Source organism: Nostoc sp. ChiVER01 (genome assembly GCF_034531155.1).
GTDB lineage: Bacteria > Cyanobacteriota > Cyanobacteriia > Cyanobacteriales > Nostocaceae > Nostoc.
In genome coordinates, this window is record NZ_JAVRBS010000004.1 from 141890 (window position 1) to 167931 (window position 26042).

The window sequence follows — 26042 nt, forward strand, 5'->3', positions numbered from 1 at the left end:
AATAATTTAGCGATTAGCTACAGTTAATTTGATAGTAGAAGATAGTTCTTCCTCTAACTCTAAATTTTGGGGTTGTTTTCGGCGCAAAATACTGTAAATTACGGGTACAAAAATTAAAGTTGCCACTGTTGCTGCTAATAATCCACCAATTACAGCACGTCCTAAAGGAGCATTTTGTTCACCACCTTCTCCTAAACCAAGAGACATTGGTAACATCCCCATAATCATGGCTCCAGCAGTCATTAATACTGGACGCAAACGGGTATAACCAGCAGCTAAAGCCGCAGAAACAGCTTTTTCTCCTATTAAACGTTGCTCATTAGCAAAGGTGACAAGCAAAATACTATTGGCAGTAGCAACCCCAATACTCATAATTGCACCCATTAAAGAAGGTACACTAAACGTTGTATTTGTCACAAATAGTATCCAGACAATTCCTGCTAAAGCATTTGGTAGTGCCATCATAATAATGAATGGGTCAATCCAAGATTGAAAATTAACTACTATTAAGCAATAAACTAATCCAATGGCAAATATCAATCCGACTTCTAATCCTAGAAAAGATGAATTCATCGTTTCTACTTGACCTTTTACGATAATTGAACTTCCGCGTGGTAACTTCTGCTGAAATTGTCCAACTATTTTATAAATATCGTTGGCTACACCACCTAAATCACGACCTTGAACATTGGCGTAAATATTAAATACAGGCTGTACGTTGTAATGATTAACAACAGCAGGAGCTTTCCCACGTTTTACAACAGCAAGATTGCTTAAAAGTTGTGACGAGCTAGAACCGTTAGCTACAGGAGTATTCTGAATTTTTTCTAATGAATTAAGTTTGTATTGAGGAACTTGTACTGCTATTAAATAACTAACTCCTTTGATAGGATCGAGCCAAAAATTAGGTGATGTTTGACCACTAGAACTTAATGATGTGAGTAGGTTATTGGCAACATCTCGTTGAGTTAACCCGCTACGTTGTGCTTGAGAACGATCTACATTAATACGTAGGTCTGGGGCATCAACGACTTGATGTAAATGAACATCAACTGCTCCTGGAATTTGAGCTATTTGATTTTTGATTTGTTTAGCAATTTTGTAGTTATCCCGACGATTTTTAGCTGGGCCTATGACCTGAATATCAATAGGGGCTGGTAAACCGAAATTGAGAATTTGAGTTACTATATCCGCAGGTTGGAAAAAGAAGGTTAATTCAGGAAATTGGGCGGTTAATTTTTGGCGTAGTTGTCTAACATATTGCCAGGTTGAATGATGTTTACCTTCTTTAAGACCGACAAGAATTTCTCCATCACTGGGACCGATGGTTGCTGTGTCGCTAAAAGCCAGGTTGACTCCACCTACAGGTAGACCAATATTGTCAAGAATAATTTCTAATTCTTGCTCAGGAATGACTTGGCGAATCTCATTTTCAACTTGAGTAAAGATCTGTTCTGTCTTTTCAAGTCGTGTTCCCGCAGGAGCGCGGACATGCAACCGAAACTGACCTGCATCTACTTGCGGAAAAAAATCTTGACCAACAAAAGGTAGTAAAACTAAGGCACTTACCCAAAAAGCACCAAACATCGCAAAAACTACACCGCGATGATTTAGAGCTTTGGCTAAAGTATTTCGATAGTTTTGGCGAAATTTCTCAAATTGGCGGTTAAACCGCTCATGAATCCGCCAGAAAATATCTTTTTTAGGAATTACATGACTATTATCATTATTCCCTAAATTTTCATGTTCAGTATAAAGATGTAGTTCCTTACCAAGCAGAAACTTTGCCAACATTGGTACTACTGTACGTGAGAGTAGATAGGAGGCAAGCATGGCAAAAACAACCGCCATTCCTAAAGGCATAAATAGCGATTGTGCTACTCCTGTTAAAAAGATAATTGGGATAAAAACAATACAGATTGCCAAGGTAGAAACGAAAGCCGGAACAGCTATTTGTTGTGCGCCATCTAAAATAGCTTGTTGCAGAGGTTTTCCTTCCCCCAAATTGCGGTGGATATTTTCAATTTCTACTGTGGCATCATCAACTAAAATCCCAACTGCTAGAGATAGACCTCCCAAGGTCATAATATTTAGAGTTTGTCCTATCAATCGCAAAGCAATAATAGAACAAAGAATTGATAAAGGGATGGAGATTGCCACAATTAAAGTGCTGCGCCAACTGCCTAAAAATAATAAAATCATCGCGGCAGTTAAACAAGCAGCAATTAATCCTTCGGTTAAGACTCCGTGGATGGAAGCTTTAACAAATATCGATTGGTCAAATAAGATTTCTAAATCTAATTCTTTAGGTAATGTAGCTTGAATTTTTGGTAGTCTTTCTTTGACTCTAGCTACAACATCTAAAGTTGAAGCACTACCATTTTTGAGAATAGTTAATAAACTAGACCTTCGTCCATCTCGACGAACAATGTTATTCTGCACTGCAAAGCCATCATGGACTTGAGCAACATCACGTATATAAATTACAGTGCCGTTAATTTGTTTAATGGGTAAATTATTTAACGCATCTAAGACTTGGGGACTGCTATTGAGTCGAACACTATACTCGCGATCGCCTAATTTGGCATTTCCCGCAGGTAAGATAAGATTTTGGGCGCTGATTGCGGTTGTTACATCTGTAGCGGAAAGACCTTTGGCAAATAGCGCCTGTGGGTCAATATCTACCATAATTTGCCGAGGTTTACCTCCATAAGGTAACGGTACAGACGCGCCTTGAACAGTCGCTAGCTGAGTCCGTAGAAAATTATTGCCGTTATCGTAAAGTTCTTGCTCTGATAGTGATGTGCTGCTAACACTTAGCTGAAGAATTGGCACATTTGAAGCATTGTAGCGAATAATTAAAGGAGGTGTAATTCCTGGAGGTAAAGCTCGAAGAATTGTTTGAGTATTAGAGGTAAGTTGAGCTACTGCTGCTTCAATTTTTGCTCCTGGTTGGAAGAAAACTTTAATGACGCTAACACCATTGAGTGATTGTGATTCGATGTGTTCAATATCATTAACAGTGGTTGTAAAAGAGCGTTCACTGGTCGTAACAATACGCTGTTCCATTTCTTCTGGTGATACGCCACCATAAGACCAAATTACACTGACAACAGGAATATTAATTTCTGGAAAAATGTCTGTTGCCATGCGCGTAATAGTAACTACTCCTAAGACAAAAATAAGTATAGAAGTAATTACAAAGGTGTAGGGACGACGAAGAGCAAGTTTAACAATCCACATTGTTTTTTAGTTTAAATTATTCTTTCTTCTTCAATCAGGACGCTTTACACTAAAGTTTTAATTTTTATTAGGGACTTTCAAATAAAAAATATTCGATTGTAATTCCTTGTTACAAACTGTTGACAGTTAATGATCACCAAATTCAAGCAGGATAATTTATTTTTTGGAATTCCCTTGATTCATTGCCAAATTAATATTTGCTGAACGCTTTTATTTGTAATCAGCTAGACTCAAATGCAAGCATTAAAAGTCATTTACTACTGTAAACCGATAGACTTGCAGTATTTTATGTGAAATTATCTTTGCATACACTTGTGTAAAATGCAAGATCCTTCTTATATTCCATTTAAGCTAAAACGTAGTATCTTATACAGAAACATCGGCAAAGTTGATTTATAGAGGTGAATTATAAAATGAGAGCCATATCAAGATAAAACAAACTTTGCAAGCTAACTCTTGTGGATGATTTTGACGAAGATCGCGATCGCAGCGCTACGATACCACTTTTTCTAAGAGAGAAAGGTGTGTTTCGGCTTGCGTAACGCTGTATTATTTTTGAATATTTTCTCAAGATTTTTTCTAATACGGTAGCAATGACTATTCGCCATGCGACTGAAACTGACTTGCCTGCAATTGTGGCAATTTATAATGCTGCAATACCTAGTTGCATGGCAACTGCTGATTTAGAGCCAGTATCTGTTGAAAGTCGCCTTCCTTGGTTTAAGGCGCGATCGCCTTCACAACGCCCACTTTGGGTAATCGAAGTGGAGGGAGTAATTGCTGGATGGTTGAGTTTCCAATCCTTTTATGGGCGGCCTGCCTATAGTAAGACTGCCGAAATTAGTATTTACATAGCCCCTAGCTTCCATCGATGTGGTTTAGGACGACAACTATTAGCACAAGCAATTAATGAAAGTCCTAGTTTGGGTTTAAAGACTCTACTATGCTTTATTTTTGCCCACAATCAACCCAGTTTAAAACTTTTTGAAACATTTGGTTTTCAACCTTGGGGACATTTACCTAAAGTTGCCGAAATTGACAGCGTTGAACGGGATTTAGTAATCATGGGACTCCGAATTACTAAATCTGTTGTTTAATTTCATAACTTAAGAAAGAACTTAGAACTTAGTAGTCAAAATATAAACCTATAAAGAGATAGAGCAACTAAATTTATTTTCATAAATAAATTCAAAGATGTATTTTCAGACATGTAGTGCGTAGAAATATAACATCCTTGTTTAAATCTGCTAAATTTATTTATGGGGTATTCTAAATTCTGAATTCTGACTCCTGAATTCTTCTTAACAACGCTGCAACTGCGTTAACAATACAACAATTTCATCAATTGCCTGCCGCACTACTGTTGCAGGTTGTTCCGATTGATTGACAAGAATACTAAAAATCAATGGCTCATATTTAGGGGCATTCATATATCCAGATAGAGAAACTACACCCGTTAACGTACCTGTTTTTGCTTGGACAATCCCCTCAGCAGGTGTATTTTGAAAGCGTCCCTTCAAGGTTCCACTTTTAGCAGCCACAGGTAAAGATGCGCGATATATATATGCTGTTGGTGTTCTTGCGATTCCTCGCAAAGTTTGTACAAAAGCTTCTGGTGTTACTAAGTTACGCCGTGATAAACCTGAACCATCCACTAAAATATAATTTGCTGGATCAACTCCCAATTTAGTTAAACTCGCTTTGACAACTTCCAAACCGACATCAGCACTAGTTTGATTTTTCAGTTTGGGTTTTTCTACAGCTAATGCTCTCAACAGTGCTTCAGCATAAAGATTATTACTATTTTGAAGAGTTTCCATTAATAATTCAGATAAAGGTGGCGACTCTATAAATGCTATTTCCTCTTGATTAACACCACCATTTGCTACTGATATTTGTCCCAAAGGAATTTTTTCTGTTGCCAAAGCTGCACGGAAACGACGTAAGAAGTAATAATTAGGGTCAACTACAGGCAAATCTATTAAAGACGGTTCAGAATTCGTTGTCAGTTGTCCTTGAATTCGTAATACTCTTCCTGATAATTCACGGGTAACATTGACGTAGCTCGGTTGATTTTGGGCAACGGTTACTGACTGATTGATTATCTGCCACTGTCTCGCTTCGCCAGGATCAATCCACACCACTTGTAAAGATTTACCTACAGCCTGCGGTACAAGTTTTAAGCTAAAAATATTTTGATTGAGAATAAAGCTGCTAACTGGTGCGCCATAGTCTGACTGCACATCTTCCCATTGCCAGGTGGAGTTAACAATATCACCTTGAATAAAACTATCATCAGCTATCAATCGCTGAATTTGGGTAATACCTTTCTGTTTTAGTTGCTGTGCTAATGTTTGCAGTTGAGTATCACTTAAGCTGGGATCTCCCCTACCGACAACACGTAAAACACCATTGCCATTCTGATAAATAGAGGTGCGAATCCGAAAATTAGCACCCAATTGCTGCAATGCAGCTGCTGTTGTTAGCAATTTGAGGTTAGACGCGGGAGTAAAGTATTTTTGAGCATCCCGACTGTAAAGAATTGGCCCCGTTGACAGGGGTTGCACTAAAATTCCCCAGCGCACCCGACTAAATAAGGGACGATTGATTACAGCATCTATAGCTGTTCCCAGTTGGCTAGAGCAAATTGATTTTGTAGTAGTTGTTGGCGCGACTTGGGTTTGTGCTTTCGCAATAAAACTAAATCCTATCTGGCTAGTCAAAAATATTAACAAAACACCCAGTGGTTGATTGAAAGCCTTAAGTTTCACCAATTTTCCTTATCCTAAAGAGAGATATTTTTACTTTCCCAAAAACTTCTTTCCGGAGAGAGGAAGATTGGCTCAGTAAAGTTACTTAACTAGTATAAGGAAGATGTTCACATGTTTCATAGATGGGCGATGTCTACGACGGGCTGCGCCTACGCACAAACATAATTTATGGGACTACAAAATAGAAACATAAGTCAATCTGCACATACAGAAATACGAAATCGAGGCAATGGTGTGAGTACATTTTTATCTGGTGTAGCTGTATTACTCTCTACTTTGGCTTTGGGATGTAGCGGCTATGTAGCTTATGAAGTTTTCACGTTGCAGCAGACAATAAATGCTAGTAACACAGTCAGCAACACCATTCCTACTCAAGTTCTAAGTCCTACAGCTACAACTTCTCCACAAGTAACGGCCTCATCATCCCCAGCTACTGCTACAACTTCAACAATTAGCCCTGGTCAATTTTCGCAGCCTGCTTTTGGCAAAAAGGCAGAAGTTGAGTTACTTTCAGCAAAGCGAATTAAAGATCCAGAAACTGGAAACCGTGATGTGGTAAATCTGCAAATGCGTATTCGTCGCCTTGCCACAGACGGAGTTGTTGGTGGTGATATTATATCGGTTGCTAGTACAACAGCCCGCAATCCTGAGACTAGCGTAACCTACAAAGGAGTTGCTCTCAATCGCTCAACAGGAAGCGTTTCTTTGTTCCAAGTCCGTCCACAAGCGTCCGCAGATGCTTATATCTGGCTAAGAGTTCCCGATGGTGTTAACAATTTGGACATTTTTGTGCCAGATACAGCCGCATTTAAAAATGTACCAATTTCTAATTAGTGGTCTATGGAATTAATTTTAATAACGTGCAAAATTCCCAACTTCTTTATGAAGTCAGGAATTTGAATAACTCAACTCAATTAAAATTATTTCTTACTCTAAATTAGCAACCCCAAATTAAAGATGCTAGATGGTTGAGGCTGTAATTGAAAAAGGATTACTCCTCTTCCTCTTCATCTTCGTCTTCGTATTCTTCCTCTCCGAATACTCCATCAATAAGTTCTTGGGCGCGTTCGTCTGAAATATTTAAGGCTTCTTGAAGCTCAGAGATATAATCTTGTTCGTGTTCGGGAACTTCTTCGTCAATCCCTACCACTAAAATAGCTGTGATGTATGCTGCTTCGCGATAATTTCTGTTGGGTAAGGATTCGATGGACTGGGCGATTAAATCTTCTGGTTCTTCTTCTTCAATCAAACTGACGACTTTTTCGGTCAATTCTTCAAAGTCTTCTTCAGAATAATCTTCAAATAAGCCAACCCGACCAAGAAATTCACTTAAAGCATATTCTTCTGTTGAAGAAATACCTTCACCGTCAGCCGCAGCTGAAAATAGTCCAAGAATGGCGATCGCAACTTCTGGTTCTAGAGCAACTGAACTAACACTACGGCCATTTGGCAACTTGCGTTTAGACATAATTATCCTTTAAAAGTTACGTGATATTTCAGGAAGTCATATTTTGCGGTTTCTCTAGCTTCCTAAATTTAGGATTCCCAAAATAATGCGGGAATGTACATTAGGATGAATATTTATTTTCATGAAAAATACGCAGAGAAATATATTCTCTGCGTATAAAAACGATCAATATAATTCGTAATTAAGTTTTGTAATGTGGATTTAGACTCTGCCACACAACTTACCGCTTGTTAATTACGGGGGAATTAAAGCCCCAAAATTTAGTTAAACCGCTCTGAATTATCAAAAAGCGTTACAGCTTCGTCCCACACTCAGCGCAGAAGTTGTGAGTAGGAGCATTTTTGGCATCGCAGTGACTACAATACACTGGCTCTGCTGCTGCTTTAGGCGGTTGCTTCTGCAAACCAACCATTTGAGCGTTGCTCTTGCCAGGGGCTACCATTGGATAGCAGTTTTCGTCTCTGGTTACGTGGACATTTAAGATTACTGGGCCATTGTGTGCTAGCATTTCGGCGATCGCATCTTTTAATTGACTGCGATCGCTAATTACCATACCTTTAATGCCATAAGCTTTTGCCAATAACTCTACGTCTGGCATCCCTACTTCCATGTTGGAGCATGAGTAACGCTCACCATAGAAGGCTTGCTGCCACTGGCGCACCATTCCTTGCCAGCCGTTATTGATAATTATTGTCTTGACATTTATCCCATACTGTGCAAGTGTACCAAGTTCCTGCAAACACATTTGGAAGCTGGCATCACCGCTAATACAAATGACTTCTTCATCAGGAAACGCTACTTTAGCGCCCATTGCCGCAGGTAAGCCAAAACCCATCGTTCCCAAACCAGCACTAGAAATCCAGCGCCTTGGGCCATTCTTCAAGAATTGTGCTGCCCACATTTGATGTTGTCCCACATCTGTAGTGTAGTAAGCTTGCGGTGCTTGGCTATTGACTTCTACAATCACTTCTTGAGGTGAAATGCTGTCGGGATGCTGCGGCACTATTAGAGGATACTCATCGCGCCAACGGTTAACTAAATTTAACCACTCTTGGTTTTGATTAGGGGTAGCCTTAACACCTGTTTCTTTGCAGCGACGCAACAAGTCTACTAACACGTTCCGCACATCGCCAACGATGGGCACTTCAGGAATGCGGTTTTTGCCGACTTCTGCGGGATCGATGTCGATGTGAATTACTTTGGCGCGGGAAGCGAATTCGTCTAACTTGCCTGTAACGCGATCGTCAAATCTAGCGCCGACACAAATCAGCAAGTCACAATCACTAACGGCAAAGTTAGCGTAAGCAGTACCGTGCATCCCCAACATTCCCAAAGCGAGGGGGTGATGTTCGTCAAATGCACCGATCCCCATTAAGGTTGTGGTGACAGGGATGTTGAATAATTCAGCTAGTTGTTTGACTTCTTCATGGGCACTAGCTGCGATCGCACCACCACCCACATACAGTAGAGGACGGCGACTTTCAGTAATCAACTGGATCGCGGCATTAATTTGCCGGGGATTTCCCTTCACTGTGGGACGATAACCGCGTAACTTTACTGAACCTGGTTTTACAGGCACATAGTCAAATTCTTCTAAAGCTACATCTTTGGGGACATCAATCAAAACTGGCCCTGGACGCCCACTACTAGCGATGTGGAAGGCTTCGGCGACAATTCGCGCCATATCTTTAGGATCGCGCACTACATAGGAGTGCTTGACGATTGGTAGTGTAATTCCGTAAATATCGGTTTCCTGAAACGCATCTGTACCAATCGACGGACGTGCTACCTGTCCCGTGACTACAATCATCGGGATTGAATCCATGTAGGCGGTGGCGATGCCTGTTACCAAGTTAGTTGCTCCTGGGCCAGAAGTACCAAAGCATACTCCTACCTTTCCCGTTGCACGGGCGTAACCATCGGCGGCGTGGGCTGCGCCTTGTTCGTGTCTCACGAGAATATGCTTAATAGCACCAGTTGCTTCCACCTTATACAGGTCGTCGTAAATTGGTAGAATTGCCCCACCAGGATAACCAAAGATGAAATCAACGCCGTGGCGATGAAGGCTGTCAAGTAGAGCAAAACCGCCAGATGCACGTTTGGGTACGACTGGGGGGCTAGAAGCACGAGACTGTTTGTGATTCTCGATTTGTGGGAGACTGATTTGGGAAAGCGATTCTCCTGCGGAGACACTTTGTGAACGCACGGTCAAACCTCAGACTATAAGCTAAAGTTAATACTGGATTCTGTATTTAAGATTTCATTTTAATTGAAAACTTCAATCAAAATTTTATTAATTTTTATATTAAATATAAACCTAGACTATTAGCCTACATTAATTAAATTACGTTTTGCAAGACTTTGCGGGTATTTTGCCAAGCCCAAACACCGACAACTACGACAACAATACTCATTGCTATAAGTACAATTCGCAAGCCCAGAGCATCAGTTAATGGCCCAGTAATCGCCAGGGGTAATGCCAGAGCGATGTTAACAGCATGATTTTGAAAACCAAATACTTTACCGTGCATGTTACATGGTGTTTGCTGTTGAATTAAAGTTTGCATGGGTACGCCAATTAGGGAAGCACCTATGCCCAAAAATGCACAGAGTCCTAGCGCCAGTAATAAATTGTGTGTAAAAGTAAACACCCCTAAAACTAGTGCCATCATCAAAAATCCAAGTAAAGGTAGAGGCTTACGATGCAATTTATCACCCCAGTGGCCTAAAATTGCCGCACCAAATACCATACCCACGCCTGCTGCTGCCAAGAAAAAGCCAAACTGTTTTTCCTTTAAACCAAACTCCTCGGCCAATCGAATCGTCAGCACTGTTAAGGCTGCAAACACACAATATAAAGTTGTTAGTTGCAGCATGGCATTCAATATCAAAGGGTTTTTCTTAAGATAGCGCAAGCTTTCGGTGAATTCAGTCCAAGGGTGATTTGATGCCTGGTGTTCCTTTGAAAGTTTGGGTTCTTTAAACTTAATCGGCTGCATAATCGCAGCTGATAATATGTATAATCCACCAACTACAAGCTCTTGACCATATTCTTCTCCCATCAAGCTTTTCGCCAAACTCAAAATTGGCTCTCCTATTGCAAAGCCAACAATTAAAGCTCCCATCATTGTGCTGCTAAACAAGGCATTGGCTGCCAACAAATTTTCTCGCTTCACCAATAAGGGAATGGCTGCTTGTTCAGCTGGTGCGAAAAACTGCGTCACTGTGGAAATGGCAAAAGTTAGGATTAACAAAATCAGGAAATGTCGTGGCAATAAAGGAAGACACAGCGTCAATATTCCCCGCACAATGTCTGAGCCAACCATAATCAGCTTTTTTGGCAAGCGGTCAACAAAGATACCACCAGCAGAGCCGAACAAAATTGCTGGTATTGTAAACGACAGCATCAATGTTGAGTACATCGAGTTTTGTGCCAACCCAGGAAGCGGAGGGTAGTTCTCCAGCAGAGCAATCAGCAAAACGAAGAAGACCTTGTCTGCTAACTGGGACATCAGTTGTCCAATCCACAGGAGCATAAAACTACGATTTTTTAGCAGTGCGCTAAACCCGTTATTGACAGCAGCTGGTTCAGTTGGAAACATTTAGATACTTTCTTTAGGTAGATGGGCATTGAGCATTGGACGTGGGGCATTGGGCATGGGGCATTGGGCATTGGTTATTAATTCTTCTTCCCTTGCTCCCTCATCTCCCTCACTCCTCACTCCTCACTCCTAACTCCTGTTTACTTACTCCATTGTCCGGATTAATCTGCTTCATAGCGCTTTAACAGCATAAGCAAAAATTCAGTTGCTGTCAGACGACCTTTGGGTGGAGAAATTTCAATTGATAAATCTACCCAGCAGCCTTGGACAATTTGGGGCGATCGCCAGATGCACAAATGATCGACTGCTGGCTCTGCATAAAAGTTATTTTGCCCACAACCTAGCAAACAAGAACTCCAATGCGTAAAATAATCATGACTCATCCGATGAATAGGAAAATTACCTTGTAGTGGTACTCCCCATCCATCTATAGCAATAAACGCTTTGACATGACCACCTGAGAGTTGCCACAAATGCGCTGCCCCTATTGCTCCGACTACGCCAGCACTAAAGCTAATAAATATAATTGGTGATTTTATAGAGTCGGTCAAGCCATACCTGCGGTGAGCTAGGCTAACGCGCAAAAACTGCAAAATATGCAAGGCTGATAAAACTAAAAAATCTTTACCCGGATAAACCAGTATATTTGGGGGATTGTGTGCGATCGCGCTATTACGAAGTACGTCTAACAATTCTACTCTAAAGCTTTCAGTTAACTCTGGTTCATGGATTCCAGGGCAAATAATTATACTCATCTTTAACATTACCTTTGATTTTTTTATTCTCCCTAATCTATATAAAAGTGTGTTAAAGTTTGCACCTTTAAGAGAATATTTTGAAACTCTCAACTTGATGTTGGGAATTGTTGAAGACTTAAATCTGGATAGACGCATTTAGCTACAGGGCATCCAAGCTCCGTCCTGGTTTTCCCCTCTGCTCCCAGCAAGAACTGCCCCTTTTACTCTTGCTGATCGCTTTTAGTATCTAGCGACACAACAGATAGGACATTGGTTCAATTTTCCATAGCCAATGCCCCACGTAAATTTTGTATGTCTTTTGATGTATTATTGGTATTTTTCCACCTATCCTATCCCCCTGGATGGGATAATATTTTACTAGTAGGGGAAATATTTAAGGTATTCCCCAACTTCATATCTCTCTGCACTCTGGTTATATTGAGGAACTCATTGTGGTTGCCACGCCGGAAAAAGTACAACACACTCACGAGCATCTATCTGGTAAAGAACGTGTAGCCGTACTGCTTATGGGCTACGGCGAAGTCGAAAGCTACGAAGATTTCGCCAACTATAACGAACAGGCTTTAAATCTACTGACAGCAAAGTTCGCACCAGTGCCAACCTGGATTTATCCTCCTCTGGCAAAGCTTTTGGCGCTATTTGACCGCCATGAGTGGGGACACACACACCACGATTTTATCTCCCCACACAATGCCATCTTTGAACAGCAACGGGCTGGGATTGAGAAGAATTTACAAGAAAAATGGGGTGATAAGGTTCAAGTTTTCAAGGCTTTCAACTTCTGCGCCCCTTTTCTACCCAATCAAGTTTTAGCAGAAATCAAAAACCAAGGCTTCGAGAAGCTGCTGATTTACCCGTTGCTAGTTGTTGATTCTATCTTTACCAGTGGGATTGCGATCGAGCAAGTTAACAACGCTCTCGTTGAGTTGGCTGATGGTGAAGAACACTGGGTTAAAGCACAGCGCTACATTCCTTCTTTCTTTAACGAACCAGCTTACATCGATTTGATGGCTCATCTGGTTGAGGAGAAAATTGCTGAGTTAGGCGCAGCTTATCTACCTTCTCAAATCGGTATTGTGTTAATGAATCACGGCTGTCCTCACAAAGCTAAAGGCTTTACTTCTGGGATTGCTGAAAGTGAAGCAATGTACGATTTGGTTAGAGATAAATTGATTAATCGTTATCCTTTAATCTCAGTGGGTTGGCTCAACCATGACACGCCCTTAATTGATTGGACACAGCCAAATGCAGAGCAAGCGGCAAATAACCTGATTCAACTGGGTGCAAAAGTGGTAATTTTTATGCCAATTGGCTTCGCCACAGAAAACCACGAAACTTTATTGGATGTACACCATATCATCCATGCTTTGGAAAAACAGCATCCTGGTACGAACTACGTGCAAATGGCTTGCGTTAACGATCGCCCAGAATTTTTGGCAATGGTGGCTCAATGGGCTGATACTCATATTGCAGAGTTGTTGTCAGAGCAAACTTTGGCAGTTAATCCACAACTAGCTGGCGATCACCATCACCATCATCACCACCATCATTAATTCGTAATTAAGAGGGACAGAGCAAGTACTGATTACAACTACGAATTATGTTGACACTCCCACCCTTCAAGGCGTGGGATTTTTTTTGTAGATAATCCGTTACTGGAGTGCTTGTTATTACACGCATCCTTTATTTTTTGTCCACCCTCTTTAGGACGCGATCGCTCTTTTTGACTTTTGACCGGAAGAGGCAGGGGGAGCAAGCCCAACACTAGAAGTGGAGCGGAACATGGGTACAAGCCCTGCCCTTATAGGGCGCTTGACCGGGGCGGAGTCTGAGCTTCCGTCTCGGTTTTCCCCCTTGCTCCCAGCAAGAACTGCCCCTTTTTCTCTTGTTGACTTTCCCGTTGACGCAGTGTCTCGTACAGAAGCGAGTGGTCAGGCGATACTCCGTATGTTTCAGTAAACAAAAGTTTTCTTGATCCTTACTTACGCTTAAATTTCACTGTAAGCCTCAGTATGCAGATAAAATTATTTTTTTTTAATCAATCTTAAGTAAAATTCCGCTCATACTCAGTATTATTACTCAGGATATTTAGAATTGGTAAAGTTATCGTGTACCTAATGATATCGACTTAACTACGTGTTAAGCGATCGCAAGCCAGGAAGCTAAATGAGCATCCACAAGGTCTTAATGATGAACCAGCAAGAAATTGACAGGCTTATCCACTAACTCAACCTCTTAACTGCTCTAAAGCAGAAACAATTTTTAGTTGCTTTAGGCGTTAATTATCATACACCAGTTCTCTGTAAAGATGCCCCCAACTCTCTTAAAGCAATGACATGAACTACTAGTCATCTGCCAATCTCAAAATACAGGTGTAAATCTACACAAAAATAAAGAGAGTGAGAAACGCGCCAGAAGTTCGCTGCTTCACAGTGTATCCAAAAGAATTTATTGGTGAAGTATTTGCTTAAGTGTACTTTTAGGCAAAAAAGTTGGCGTGCTGTTATCGAACAGCCAGAATTCTTGTGGAATCAATACACTGTTTTTCTCCGAACTTAGCACCATATATAGAAATCAAACCCTGAGTCATAAGGATTTACGGATGCTAATTGAAGACAAAATCGGAACTTCTTTGAAGTACTATCTAATCGCTTTTGATGCTAATGGTAAAGAACGCGCAAACAATGGAGAGCTAATTAGCCAAAAGGTATTAGAAATCTTATCCAAGTCTGAGAAACCAATAACAGATGTCTTTTTGATGAGTCACGGATGGCAAGGTGACATTCCGGCGGCAAAAGACCAGTATGATAGATGGATTGCAGCTATGGCTAGAAACCAGGCTGATATTGAAAAAATGAAACAGGTGCGACCAGGATTTAACCCCCTGTTGATTGGTCTACATTGGCCTAGTAAGCCTTGGGGAGATGAAGACTTAAGTGCAGTGTCGCCAGACAAAACAATTGTGTCTTTTGACACAACAGATGATTCTCAGGAAGAGTTAGTTGAACAGTATGCTCAACGGATAGCTGATACTGAAACTACTAGAGAAGCACTCAGAACAATTTTCGCTGCGGCTGGAGAATATAACGTTGCACCTGACACATTACCATCAGAGGTGCGTGCAGCTTATGAGGTTTTAATTAAGGAAGCATCTTTGACTAGTGAAGCAGAAGATGCAGATACATGGAGCGAAAACGAATCATTAAATTTAGATCCTGATAGTGTATATGAAGCTACCCTGACAGAAGAAAACGAAGATGTCAGCTTCGGAATTGGGGATAGTGTGAAATCAGCCGGAGATGCATTCTTAAACATTCCAAGATTGTTATCCTTCTGGAAGATGAAAGACCGCGCTCGAAAAATCGGTCAAACTAGCGGCTTCAATTTGTTAAACAGCCTTCAACAGGTGACAAATGAGAGTGTGCGATTTCATTTAATGGGGCACAGTTTTGGATGTATTTTTGTTTCAGCTACCGTAGCAGGTACACAACATAACAAATTAACCCGTCCAGTTAATTCTCTTGTCTTAATACAAGGGGCTTTATCACTCTGGTCTTTCTGCTCAAATGTCCCTCATAGAAAAAATATTCCTGGTTACTTCCGCTCCATTATTAGCGATCGCAAAGTTACAGGGCCGATTGTTACTACTCAATCTCAGTATGATAAAGCTGTCAAAAATGCTTATCCTATGGCGGGAACACTAGGAATATTTGGAGGGCAAGATATAGACTTTGATGTTAATAGTGAGAAGACATATCCCGGTGTCGGTGGCATTGGTTGTTATGGAATTCAGGGTGATGGTTTAGAAGTTATTAATGATGAAAAAGGTATGCTACCCCTGCAAGAATCTTATAACTTTGAACCAGGAAAAATTTACAACTTGGAAAGTAGTAAATATATCGTTGTTCCTCCTAGCCTCTTAGACCTTTTCATGGGCGCTCACAATGCTATTGATAAAGCTGAAGTAGCTCATGCTCTATGGTCGGCAGCAATTGCTAGTTAATGCAACAGTGTTTTAAAAGGTAAAAAGTAAAAAGAGAATTTCCGTAATTAAAATTAGGGAATTTTAAGTGATGCCTACGACAGGCTACGCCTACGCCTTTTTTATCTATCAATAAATTTAGGCGGTTCGCAACCATTTATTTCTTTTACTTTTTACTTTTGCTTTGTTCGGTAAATTCCAAAGACAAGGATTAGGTAAAATGAGCATAGAACAGCTGACAAAAGAGCTATATTTCAATGGAATTGACGGTGCATCAGGAACTTATTTATTGCCTCCATTGACACCAGAGCAGCTTTCTAAAATTGCTCAGGGCGAAGAATTTGATCCTACAGAAATCAACGAACTCAAGAAAAAGGATCTGCATGTTAAAGGTTTAGAACCCGACTTTGCCCCGATAGAAGGAGTAGATCCTAAAGACCTCGCACAAACAGGTTGGGGAGTTATCTTCGCTTTTAATGCCGACCCAGCAATCAAAGAAGCGCTGAAGGAACTGTTAGAACATCGGCAAAAACAAGCGTCGAAAAATCACGAGAACTATTATAAGGAATACACTGGCCCTAAAGGTTATCGTCCAGGGGAATCAAAAAATCAATTTTTGTCGCGTCATGGAGTTGGCCCTGGCCCTGCTGACCCAGATAAAATGCCTTATTATCTGTTGATTGTTGGCGATCCAGAAACCATTCCTTATCGTTTTCAGTACCAACTCGATGTGCAATATGCGGTGGGTCGGATTTACTTTGATACCCCCCAAGAATATGCTCAATATGCTCGCAGTGTCGTACAGGCTGAAACTACTAATTTAAAACTGCCTCGTCGCGCTAGCTTTTTCGGGGTACGTACCAAGGGTGATGCAGCCACTGAACTTAGTGCTGATAACTTGATTCGACCCCTAGCTGATTGGATGCTTGATGAGCAGAAAGACAATAGTTGGACAGTACAAACTTTACTCGCAGAAGAAGCCACCAAAGCACGCTTAGGCAAACTCTTAGGAGGTGAAGAAACACCCGCTTTACTGTTCACCGCTAGTCATGGGATGGGCTTTCCTAATGGGAATGAGCGACAACTACGCCATCAGGGCGCTTTACTCTGTCAGGACTGGCCCGGTAAAGAGTGGAATAAACCAATTCCCGAAGAATTTTACTTCTCTGCGGACGATGTTGGTGATGATGCTAAGTTACTAGGACTAATTGCCTTTCACTTTGCTTGTTATGGTGCTGGGACACCTAAATTTGATGAGTTTGCCCATAGAAAAGGCTCCAATGAAAGACCAGCGATCGCTCCTAACGCCTTTATTGCACCTCTACCCCGCAGACTCTTAAGCCACCCTAACGGCGGTGCTTTGGCTGTCATCGGTCATGTGGAACGAGCTTGGGGTTGCTCTTTCGTATGGGAAAAAACTGGTAAGCAATTGGCAGTTTTTCAAAGTACCTTAAAGCGATTGCTAGATGGTCATCCTGTGGGGTCAGCCGTTGAGTATTTCAATGAGCGCTACGCTGAACTTTCTTCTGATTTGAGTACAGAATTAGAAGAAATTAAATATGGTGCGATCGCCGATCCGATGAATATATCTGGGATGTGGACGGCAAATAATGATGCTCGTAGTTATGCAATTATTGGCGACCCCGCAGTTAAGTTAGTTGTAGGTGACAATCAGACAAGCGATCGCTCTGTTATCTCATCAATAAATTTACCCGTCGCCCCTACAACACCCCAAGCCTCTGATACATCAGCAATTGGGCAAGCCCAGGCAAACTTAACCCAAGCCCTAGAAAAGTTTGTCAACACAGTTGAGCAAGCTTCAGTTGACCGCACAGAAAAACTTCAGGCGGCACTCTCAGCCGTAATGAATCTAGTTGACACTTTGAAGAAATTGAAATAACTGGAAATTTAGAATTAGGCATACGGCATAGGAAAGAGGCAGAGGGGCAGGGTACGGGGAGCAGAGGAGAATGAAGAGGCAAAGGGGCAAAGTGCAGAGTGTAGAGAGGAAAATTCTTCTCCCCTGCCCCCTGCTCCCCATTCCCCACTAATTAAAACCAATGAACACCTTCGAGATTACTATCCAACGTAAATCAGGAGATAGCTGGCCGATTGTAGTAGAACACAGCCAACCGGGTGTTCTCCTACCGTTGCGATCGGAAGGTAATCTCTGCCTAACTGCTGAAGATTTCCAGCATTTAACCAGTCTTTTGGGACAAGTACAAGATTACGGGACATTATTGGGCAAAGCACTATTACGAGACGAAGTGCGAGATGGATTTATTAGGGCACTGAGTCAAAATAAAGAAACACTGCGGGTATTGCTATTTATTGAAGCCCCAGACAAAGAACTCAGAACCTTACGCTGGGAAAGGTTATGCGCTCCTATTGATGGTAACTGGCAGATGTTAGCCATCAACCAACGAGTGCCTTTTTGCTTCTACATTCCCGCCATTACTGACCGACTCTTTCCCGCCATTGGGCGACGAGACTTGCGGGCGTTGGTACTAGTAGCGAGTCCTTCGGATTCTCAAAAGTATAAATTAGACACTTTTAATGTTGAAGCTACGGTGAAAAGTGTCCGGTCAGCCTTGGGAGATATTCCTACTGATGTGCTAGCAACAGTTGATGGTGCTATTGGTTTACCTACCCTAGACGAACTTTGTACTCAACTAACTGACCGGACAAAGCAGTATACAATGTTGCACTTTGTCAGTCACGGCAGGGTGCTTGATGATGGCGAAACTCTTCTCTACTGGTCAAAAGCTGATAATACAGTCGAGGTGGTGACAGCGACTAGATTACTGGAACGAGTACGCCCGTTACGGGGAGCTAGAGGGCTACCTCATTTTACTTTTCTCTGTACTTGTGAGAGCGCTAGCCCAGACGCAGAAGCCGGATTAGGCGGATTAGGACAGCGCTTGGTGCGGGATTTGGGTATGCCTGCGGTGGTGGCAATGACTGAGAAGGTTACTATTAAGACGGCTCAAGTATTAGCAGAGAAATTTTACTCTCAACTTAGAGAGTCGGGGGAGGTGGACTCAGCATTACATGAAGCTACGGCAGCTCTTGCAGAACGTGGTGACGTTACTGTACCGGCACTGTTTAGCCGTTTAGGGGGACGACCCTTATTCAGCGATCAGCTTGACAGAGAATTAACCAATGCTGAAATTCAATATGGTCTGGAGCAACTTTCCAAACTCCTACCAGAGCGATCGCCTATCCTAGAAAAAAGGTTTACAGAACTAGCACAGCAGCTAGGAAACACACTAGGGGCGGATGTTACAGCTTTGAGCAAATCAGCTCTCCAAGAGCGAGAAGAGGCTTTAGAAGAGATTAATAACTTCTGTGAGGAAATACTTGACCTCAACTTTCATGCTTTGGCATTAGGTCAGCAACCACCCATTTATGATTCTCGTTGTCCCTTCCGAGGCTTGTATCCTTTTCGGGAGGAAAACCGCGAGTTTTTCTTTGGGCGAGAACAATTAATTACTCAACTGCAACAAAAGCTGACTGAACACAACTTTTTAGCTGTGTTAGGCGCTTCTGGTAGTGGTAAGTCATCGGTAGTTTTAGCCGGATTGATCCCGATGCTAGAACAGTTGCAATCTGGTGTAGTTACAGCATACATGACACCAAGCAGTAACCCGATTGAACAACTACAAACTACTCTCTCTGCGGTGCAAGGCCAATCTTCAATATTAGTTATTGACCAATTTGAGGAACTGTTTACCCTTTGCACTGATGAAACTATAAAGGTGACTTTCATCGAAAAATTGCTCAGTCTGATTCCATATCAGAAAGTTGTGATTACCATGCGGGCAGACTTTTGGGGCGAGTGTGCAACCTACCGCAACCTGAAAGATTTGATGGAAGCTAGACAAAAACTAATTGGCCCAATGGATGCGGCAGAATTGCGGAAAGCAATGGAAATGCAAGCTGCCCAAGTCGGGTTACGCTTTGAACCAGGATTAAGCAACTCGATTCTCGATGATGTGCAAGGTGAGCCAGGAGCCATGCCACTGTTGCAACATGCATTGTTGGAGATGTGGAAGCGGCGACATGGTAGATGGTTGCGCTGTGTGGAGTATGAAGCGATCGGTGGTGTGAATATGGCGATCGCTCAAACTGCCGATGATGTTTACAATAGTTTGTCACCCTCAGAACAAGACCAAGTTAAGAATATTTTCATTCGTTTAACCCGCTTGGATGAAAGCGCCCTCCAGGGAGAGAAACGCCGGGATACAAGACGGCGAGTTTGGTTAGATGAACTAGTACCTGCGGGTAGTGACTTAGCGAATACTAAGCAGTTAGTACGGCGGTTGGCTGGCGAAGGGGCGCGATTAGTGGTTACGAGTGTAGACGCATCTACAAATCGGGAAGAGGTGGAAGTAGCTCATGAAGCCTTAATCCGCTATTGGCCACGATTGCTTAAGTGGTTAGATGATAACCGGATTAACTTACAACTACGCGAAACTATTCGTCAAGCAGCTTTGGAGTGGGAAAAGCAGCAAAAAGACGAGAACTATTTGGCGCATCGAGGAGGAAGATTAGAAGATGCTCAGGTATTAGCGAAACAAACCAGCTTTTTAAATCAGTTAGAGGCTGATTATGTTAATGCTTGCGTGGAATTACGCCAACGTCAAGAACAAGAGAAAGAAGCACGTCGCCGTCGTGAGATTAGGATAGCTTGGGCAGTAGCTGGAGGAGCAGTTGTAGCCTTAATTGTGACTGCTGGTTTAGGATTAACAGCTTTGTCTCAAAAGCGACAGGCACAAATAACTAAAGCTGAGGCGCTAGGACAATACTCCTTATCACTATTTGCATCTCATGAACATTTTGATGCACTTTTTGAAGGGATAAGAGCAGGAAAAATCCTGAAAGAATATCAAGTCACACAGACCCAGGTTTTAGGAGCATTACAAAAGGCAGTTTATAGAGTCAGAGAGTACAATCGCTTAGATATTGGTGATAACTTCATCTCCTTCAGTCCCGATGGTAAAACCTTAGCTTCTTTTAGCTATGACGGTATCATTAAAATCTGGGATTTAACAGGCAAAAAACTACATACCTTCAAACATGATGAGGTCAATAGTCTGGTCTTTAGTCCTGATGGCAAAACCTTAGCTTCTACTAGTAGTGAGGGTAAGGTCAAACTTTGGGATTTAACAGGCAAAGAACTAGCCACTTTTAAAGAAAATCAGGGCAGTTTGGTCTTTAGCCCTGACGGCAAAACCTTAGCTTCTACTAATAGTGAGGGTAAGGTCAAACTTTGGAATTTAACAGGTAAGCAATTACTCTCTCTTGAAGATCAGGGTGAGTTAATCAATATCATAGTGTTCAGCCCTGACGGCAAAACTTTTGCCTCTGGTAGTAATGAGGGTAAAGTCAAACTTTGGGATCTAACAGGTAAGCCATTATTATCCTTTGACCATAAATCTAAGATTGAAAGCTTAGTCTTTAGCCCTGATGGTAAAACTTTGGCATCCATTGCTGATCGTGATAGTACATTCAAACTCTGGAATTTAAAAACCAAGCAACTATTCACCCTCCAAAATCAGGATAAGGATATTGTCAATATAGTTTTCAGCCCCGACAGCAAAACTCTGGCTTATACTAATCGTCATGGTACGGTTAAACTCTGGGATTTAAAAGCTAAAGAACCACCCACTCTTAGCCATCAAGGTCAGGTCGAAAGTGTGATCTTCAGCCCCGACAGCAAAACCGTGGCCTCTGGTAGTCGTGACGGTACAATCAAACTTTGGGATTTAAAAGGTCAGGAATTATTCACTTTCTACAACCAGAATTTGGTCACTGAATTAGTCTTTACCCCCGACGGCAAAACCCTGGCTTCTGTTAGCGACAATGGTATTATCAAACTTTGGGATTTAACAGGTAAGAAACTACCAACCCTCTACCATCAGGCTGAGGTTGAAAGCGTAGTCTTCAGCCCCGACGGCAAAACTTTGGCTTCTGCTGCTCAAGATGGTATCATCAAACTTTGGAATTTAGAAGGTAAGGAACTACTAAGTCTCCACCATCAGGCTGAAGTTGAAAGCGTAGTCTTCAGCCCCGATGGCAAAATTTTAGCTTCTATTGGTACTGACAAAATACTCAAACTCTGGAATTTAGAAAGTCAAAAACTACCAACCCTTTACCATCACGCTGAGGTTGAAAGCATAGTCTTCAGCCCCGACAGCAAAATTTTAGCTTCTGTTGGTACTGACAAAACACTCAAATTCTGGGATTTAACAGGCCAAGAACTCCAAATTATTCACGAAGAGGCTAAGGTCAATAGCGTGGTCTTTAGCCCTAACGGCAAAATTTTAGTCTGTGCTAATCAAGATGGGATCAAATTTTGGGATTTAACAAGTAAGGAACTAAGTAGCTTCAAACATGAGGCTGCGGTTAAAAGCGTAGTTTTTAGTCCAGATGGTAAAACCCTGGTTTCTGCTAGTGAAGACAAAACCGTCAAACTCTGGGATTTAACGGGTAAGGAACTACGTAGCTTCAAAGACCAGCCTGCGGTCAAAAGCGTGGTTTTTAGTCCAGATGGTAAAACCTTGGCTCTTGCTAGTGAAGAAAAAATCGTCAAACTCTGGAATTTAAAAAGTAACGAATCCCAAACCCTTTACCATCAGGCTGATGTCAATAGTGTGGTGTTTAGCCCGGATAGCAAAACCCTGATTTCTGCTAGCAATAACTATGCTGTCAACGTCTGGGACTTAACGGGCAAACTATTATACACTCTCTATGATAAGCCTGAAGGCGAAAACGAGGTCTTTTACCGTGATGGTAAAAGCAACACTTACCAACCCTTGGGCAAAACTCTGGTCTTTAGTCCAGACGGCAAAGCCCTGGCCGCAGCCGGTCACGACAATACCATCATCCTGTGGGATTGGCAGTTAGATTCGCTCATGGTTAATGCCTGTGATTGGGCAAGCTACTATCTCAACAATAACCAAGAAATACCAAAAAGTAATCGGGATGTGTGCGTAGGCATAGCCCATAGCCCATAGCAATCCTAAATGAATTTCTCGATGAATAGCAAATCAAATAGAACTGTTAAAAGTAGTCTCTACAGATATCAAATCTAAATTTTAAAAATATTTTTTAATAATTAATTTAAAGCATATACAAAAGCTTAAATAGCATCTACTTTAAAAACCTAGATAAATAAAAACAAATTTGCGCTTTAATTATTTTTTATAATTTGCCATGTTTTAATATCTTATGTTATGGTTGAGCGAGTTAAGAAAAAGGTGCTTTTTACCTTTATCTTTTAACTAGAAAAACTGTTTTTCAGACAGCTTTTCTTGGTATTTCAATTAAATATTTACCAAAAGATAGGAGTCAATATGTCCCTCACATCTCATGTCATATCTTCTTCATCAGGACTAACTAAGTCAGATATACAAAGTCTTTTGGTGCTTTTGTATAAATTAGTAAAATTTAGTAAAGCATCGTTGCAATATATGCAATATGAATATAATTATAATTATATTCCACCTCTAGCTATGACAGGCGCTCTGCCATTGCCAGTCATTAAAGTAAAACTCCCAGCTCAAGAGTTACCTAATTTAAAATGGGTACTTTCAGTAGCTCAAAAAATAACGCTAATTTTGGTAAATGATACTGTCAGTAGCTTTTCAAGTTTCTTTGATCGCAGTGTCTCTTTCGGACTGGATGATGATGACCAAAGCGATAACTTGTCCCTCAATACTAAAGTCCAAGTTTTAGAAGATATCGAGCAAAAAATTCAAGATGCTGAAAGTAATCAAGAGTTAGAAAAGATTGCATTTGATCTGGCATCAATTACTCAAGAAATTACCGACGAAATTGTTGCTGCTAGTCCGTCTATTGAGGTTTCATTCGCAATTGAAGAAATTTCTGATTTTGATAGACAGATTATGGCTGTTGATGAGGAATTTGAATCGCATTATTTTCATGGAAATTTAGGAGACATAGATTTTTCTGCGTCATCTAATGCAGAAGATTCAATCACAGACTTGTTAAGTTCTGCTTTCAAGAAAATTATTAATTCTGATGCAAAATTGTTGGAATTAGAAAACACTGAACCCTCGTCCATAGAAGTAGAGTTTTCTATAGGAGCATCTGCAAATAAGCCAAGTTTTGAAGATTATAATAAATTATTTAGAAAAATCTCTCTTCCAGAAATTAGCTCTAGGTTTCAAGAGGATTTGGTTTTTGCTTATATGCAGGTTGCTGGGCCAAATCCATTGATGCTTCAAAAGGTGTCAGAACAGGAAGATCCTTTACAAATTACTAACGAACAATATCAACAAATAATTGGTACATCGGATACCCTGGAAGCTGCTAAGAGAGAAGGTCGGCTTTATAAAGCTGATTATTCTAAGTTAAAAAACATGGAAAACGGGAATTTTCCTAAACAACAAAAGTATATCTATTCGCCTTTAGCATTATTTGCAGTACCACCATCGGGTAGCCCATCTCGGTCTTTAGTACCAGTAGCTATTCAGTGTCAGCCGGAACATCCAGTATTCACCCCTCTAAATGGTAAGGAAAACTGGGCGATCGCTAAAAGCATTGTACAAATGGCAGATAGCAATTACCATGAACTAATCAGTCATCTTGGTCGCACTCACTTATTTATCGAACCTTTTGTAATAGCTACTAAGCGGCGATTACCAGCAAACCACCATTTAAGAATCTTGCTGGAACCTCACTTTGAGGGAACTATATTAATCAATTACGGCGCTCATAAAATCTTGGTTGCTAATGGTCGTGAAGTAGATGCGATTTTAGCTGGTACAATTGAGAGCGATCGCCAGCTAACTGTTGAAGGTGCCCAAGACTATCTGCATCATTTCAACAACGCCATGTTTCCCAATATTTTATCAAGTCGCGGTGTTGATAATACTTCTGAACTACCTGAATATCCTTATCGAGATGACGGACTGCTGATTTGGAATGCTATTCAAAAATGGGTGCGTGCCTATTTAAGCAGTTACTATACTAGTGAGCCACAGCTACTAGCAGACCAAGCTTTACAAAATTGGGCAAAGGAATTAATTTCCGAACAAGGAGGTCGCCTCCAGAATTTTGGTGAAGATGCGAATGGCACAATTAAGACGCTAGATTATCTAATTGACGCTGTTTGCACGATCATTTTTACTGCTAGCGCCCAACACGCTGCGGTTAATTTTCCGCAAGGCGAACTCATGACCTATACGCCTGCTTTTCCTCTAGCTAGTTACTCCCCAGCGCCCACAAATCCCGATGAACCAGGCGATTTGATGAGTATTCTACCTCCTATAGAGCAAGCCAAAACCCAACTTAAGGTAACTTATTTGCTTGGCTCGGTTTACTATACCCAGTTAGGACAATACTCCAACTCATACTTTAAATCCAAGCCACAATTGAGTTCGGCTCTGCTTACTTTCCAAAATGAACTCAAAGGAATTGAGCAAGAAATTAATCAAAAGAATCGTAAAAGGATAATGCCTTACAAGTTCTTGTTACCTTCCCAAATTCCACAAAGTATCAATATCTAGTAGTATGTCAAGCTCGTTCTAAGGGTTTGTAGTAAGCACTTTAGTGATTAGAAAATCAAAATAAGGACTAAAGTCCTTACTACGAACTTACGTACTCTAGAACTAATCAACACCCCGCAGCTTGCGAGTGTTATCAACTAAACTCTGAGCAAATTGATCAAATCTTTGGGAAAGCTTTTCATCTATTAGCTTGCCTTCAGGACTGAATGCACCCCAAGCTTGTCCGATCGCAATTTGCTCTGGAATCACCCAACCATGCACCCATCGGACAATTAGCCGTAGGTCATTTAAAGCATTACTATTAGACTGACCACCCAAAACACTAATTAATCCTGTCACCTTATCAGACAGTTGCTCAAAGCTCATCAAATCTAGAGCATTTTTCAGGACACCACTAACCCCACCATGATATTCAGGTGTCGCTAAAATTAACCCATCGGCGCGGCTGACTGTATCTTGCAACCGCAGAACATCTGGGTAATCTGGATACTCCTTTGCACCAGTGCAAAACGGTAGCTGTAACTGCCGTAAATCGAGAATTTCTACCTCTGCACCCGCCGCTTCAACCCTTTGCACTGCTATTTGTAAAGCAAGCTGGGTATATGAGTTGGGTCTTAAACTACCAGCAATCCCAATAATTTTCACCATAATTAACCCACAAACTATTAACTAGCTACTATTA

16 protein-coding genes are annotated in these 26042 nt (G+C 41.3%); 7 read left to right on the forward strand and 9 right to left on the reverse strand.

The annotated features are described in order from the left end of the window. Positions 1–6 precede the first annotated feature (6 nt). Positions 7–3243: an efflux RND transporter permease subunit gene (locus tag RMY00_RS07435; RefSeq protein ID WP_322646932.1), complete on the reverse strand. Its 3237-nt coding sequence runs from the start codon at positions 3241–3243 to the stop codon at positions 7–9. A 593-nt stretch (positions 3244–3836) separates the two neighbouring features. Here RMY00_RS07435 and RMY00_RS07440 point away from each other — a divergent pair. Next, positions 3837–4340, forward strand: coding sequence for an N-acetyltransferase family protein (locus tag RMY00_RS07440; RefSeq protein WP_322646933.1), 504 nt, complete (start codon positions 3837–3839; stop codon positions 4338–4340). A 204-nt stretch (positions 4341–4544) separates the two neighbouring features. Here RMY00_RS07440 and dacB read toward each other — a convergent pair whose 3' ends face one another. After that, a complete protein-coding gene (dacB, locus tag RMY00_RS07445) occupies positions 4545–6014 on the reverse strand; it encodes a D-alanyl-D-alanine carboxypeptidase/D-alanyl-D-alanine-endopeptidase (protein WP_322646934.1) in 1470 nt (489 codons plus the stop codon). 234 nt (positions 6015–6248) lie between these two features. On the opposite strand from dacB, the gene RMY00_RS07450 reads away from it, so the two are divergent. After that, on the forward strand, positions 6249–6848 hold the full coding sequence (locus tag RMY00_RS07450) for a hypothetical protein (RefSeq protein WP_322647133.1): 600 nt from the start codon (positions 6249–6251) through the stop codon (positions 6846–6848). Positions 6849–7005: 157 nt separating this feature from the next. On the opposite strand, the gene RMY00_RS07455 is transcribed toward RMY00_RS07450, so the two are convergent. The 5 genes from RMY00_RS07455 to RMY00_RS07475 all read right to left on the reverse strand — a co-directional run bounded on the left by RMY00_RS07455 (position 7006) and on the right by RMY00_RS07475 (position 11839). Continuing rightward, positions 7006–7482, reverse strand: coding sequence for a tellurite resistance TerB family protein (locus tag RMY00_RS07455; RefSeq protein WP_322646935.1), 477 nt, complete (start codon positions 7480–7482; stop codon positions 7006–7008). A 292-nt stretch (positions 7483–7774) separates the two neighbouring features. Beyond that, positions 7775–9688 carry a biosynthetic-type acetolactate synthase large subunit gene (gene ilvB / locus RMY00_RS07460; protein WP_322646936.1) on the reverse strand — a complete coding sequence of 638 codons (1914 nt, stop codon included), beginning with the start codon at positions 9686–9688 and terminating at the stop codon, positions 7775–7777. 133 nt (positions 9689–9821) lie between these two features. Next, a complete protein-coding gene (locus RMY00_RS07465) occupies positions 9822–11084 on the reverse strand; it encodes an MFS transporter (RefSeq protein WP_322646937.1) in 1263 nt (420 codons plus the stop codon). After that, on the reverse strand, positions 11085–11204 hold the full coding sequence (locus RMY00_RS07470; protein ID WP_322646938.1) for a histidine kinase: 120 nt from the start codon (positions 11202–11204) through the stop codon (positions 11085–11087). 41 nt (positions 11205–11245) lie between these two features. Continuing rightward, on the reverse strand, positions 11246–11839 hold the full coding sequence (locus RMY00_RS07475; protein WP_322646939.1) for a hypothetical protein: 594 nt from the start codon (positions 11837–11839) through the stop codon (positions 11246–11248). Between the two features lie 434 nt (positions 11840–12273). Here RMY00_RS07475 and RMY00_RS07480 point away from each other — a divergent pair, with 434 nt between their 5' ends. Then, positions 12274–13395: a ferrochelatase gene (locus RMY00_RS07480; protein WP_322646940.1), complete on the forward strand. Its 1122-nt coding sequence runs from the start codon at positions 12274–12276 to the stop codon at positions 13393–13395. 248 nt (positions 13396–13643) lie between these two features. Here the strand turns inward: RMY00_RS07480 and RMY00_RS07485 are convergent, their stop codons facing one another. Further along, positions 13644–13805: a hypothetical protein gene (locus RMY00_RS07485; RefSeq protein WP_322646941.1), complete on the reverse strand. Its 162-nt coding sequence runs from the start codon at positions 13803–13805 to the stop codon at positions 13644–13646. 639 nt (positions 13806–14444) lie between these two features. On the opposite strand from RMY00_RS07485, the gene RMY00_RS07490 reads away from it, so the two are divergent. The 4 genes from RMY00_RS07490 to RMY00_RS07505 all read left to right on the forward strand — a co-directional run bounded on the left by RMY00_RS07490 (position 14445) and on the right by RMY00_RS07505 (position 25360). Beyond that, on the forward strand, positions 14445–15845 hold the full coding sequence (locus RMY00_RS07490; RefSeq protein WP_322646942.1) for a hypothetical protein: 1401 nt from the start codon (positions 14445–14447) through the stop codon (positions 15843–15845). A 199-nt stretch (positions 15846–16044) separates the two neighbouring features. Continuing rightward, the gene (locus RMY00_RS07495) at positions 16045–17724 is read left to right on the forward strand and encodes a hypothetical protein (protein WP_322646943.1); all 1680 of its coding nucleotides are present in this window, start codon (positions 16045–16047) and stop codon (positions 17722–17724) included. A gap of 160 nt (positions 17725–17884) precedes the next feature. After that, positions 17885–22843, forward strand: a complete 4959-nt coding sequence (locus RMY00_RS07500; RefSeq protein ID WP_322646944.1) for an eIF2A-related protein — start codon at positions 17885–17887, stop codon at positions 22841–22843. Between the two features lie 339 nt (positions 22844–23182). Next, positions 23183–25360 (forward strand): lipoxygenase family protein, encoded by a 2178-nt coding sequence (locus tag RMY00_RS07505; protein WP_322646945.1) that lies wholly within the window; start codon positions 23183–23185, stop codon positions 25358–25360. Between the two features lie 102 nt (positions 25361–25462). Here the strand turns inward: RMY00_RS07505 and RMY00_RS07510 are convergent, their stop codons facing one another. Next, a complete protein-coding gene (locus tag RMY00_RS07510; protein WP_322646946.1) occupies positions 25463–26008 on the reverse strand; it encodes an NADPH-dependent FMN reductase in 546 nt (181 codons plus the stop codon). Between the last annotated feature and the right edge of the window lie 34 nt (positions 26009–26042).

Excerpts from the sequence above, each read along its gene's own strand:
- RMY00_RS07435 (WP_322646932.1), bottom strand. The coding sequence starts at position 3,243 with ATGTGGATTGTTAAACTTGCTCTTCGTCGTCCCTACACCTTTGTAATT.
- RMY00_RS07440 (WP_322646933.1), top strand. The coding sequence starts at position 3,837 with ATGACTATTCGCCATGCGACTGAAACTGACTTGCCTGCAATTGTGGCA.
- RMY00_RS07455 (WP_322646935.1), bottom strand. The coding sequence starts at position 7,482 with ATGTCTAAACGCAAGTTGCCAAATGGCCGTAGTGTTAGTTCAGTTGCT.
- RMY00_RS07465 (WP_322646937.1), bottom strand. The coding sequence starts at position 11,084 with ATGTTTCCAACTGAACCAGCTGCTGTCAATAACGGGTTTAGCGCACTG.
- RMY00_RS07475 (WP_322646939.1), bottom strand. The coding sequence starts at position 11,839 with ATGAGTATAATTATTTGCCCTGGAATCCATGAACCAGAGTTAACTGAA.
- RMY00_RS07490 (WP_322646942.1), top strand. The coding sequence starts at position 14,445 with ATGCTAATTGAAGACAAAATCGGAACTTCTTTGAAGTACTATCTAATC.
- RMY00_RS07495 (WP_322646943.1), top strand. The coding sequence starts at position 16,045 with ATGAGCATAGAACAGCTGACAAAAGAGCTATATTTCAATGGAATTGAC.
- RMY00_RS07500 (WP_322646944.1), top strand. The coding sequence starts at position 17,885 with ATGAACACCTTCGAGATTACTATCCAACGTAAATCAGGAGATAGCTGG.
- RMY00_RS07505 (WP_322646945.1), top strand. The coding sequence starts at position 23,183 with ATGTCCCTCACATCTCATGTCATATCTTCTTCATCAGGACTAACTAAG.
- RMY00_RS07510 (WP_322646946.1), bottom strand. The coding sequence starts at position 26,008 with ATGGTGAAAATTATTGGGATTGCTGGTAGTTTAAGACCCAACTCATAT.